This is a genomic window from Mesorhizobium sp. M0830 (genome assembly GCF_040319965.1).
Taxonomy (GTDB): domain Bacteria; phylum Pseudomonadota; class Alphaproteobacteria; order Rhizobiales; family Rhizobiaceae; genus Mesorhizobium.
In genome coordinates this window covers 1-579 of record NZ_JAMYOR010000158.1, presented here as the reverse complement: position 1 = coordinate 579, position 579 = coordinate 1, and the positions used below count along the sequence as shown (strand labels likewise).

Annotated in this window: 1 protein-coding gene; it reads right to left on the bottom strand. The window is 67.5% G+C overall.

The window, feature by feature from the left end; genetic code table 11:
- Positions 1-259 precede the first annotated feature (259 nt).
- On the bottom strand, positions 260-579 hold a 320-nt coding region (locus NKI20_RS33665), incomplete at its 5' end, for a transposase (RefSeq protein WP_352838309.1).

The following is a 579-nucleotide window of genomic DNA, read 5'->3' as shown; positions in this document are numbered from 1 at the left end:
GGAACAACTGCTTGGCGCGAGTGTGCAAAGCAGTCGGATTGGCTGGAACTGCACAGGGTCGGGGGTGGAGCTCAGAGACGACGGTTGATCAGACTCTCATCCGCGGGTTGGATACCGCCTTCCGTGTCTTCGTCTCGGGGCTGTCCTCGGTCTAGAGGGCGGGCGTCGGGCGGATTGGCTCGGCCACATAACTAGCGACGGGAGTTCCCCACCGTGGCCCCACCCCCGGCCCTGTGCAGCGGGCTGGGTCGAGACTCGTCTATGACGGTTCGACCTCCTGCCCAATGGCCCACAGGAAGGCGGCCATCTCGCGCGCGATCGCGGCCACGACCACCGGTGGCTTCTTGCCGGCGGCGTTGAGGCGACGATAGCGAGCGCAGAGCCGGACCTGCGCCTTCCAGGCGATGTCGCGGACAGCTTTGGGTAACCCCTCGAGCCGGAGCCTCAGGGCCTCGCTGACCCTGGCGGGATAGCGGTAAGTCCAGGCCGCTTCGACCAAGGCGCGGCGGGCGCGTCGATTGCCGGCGAGTGTAAGGCTCGACCTGCGGACCGTGTCGCCGGTCGAACGCTCCCCCGGAA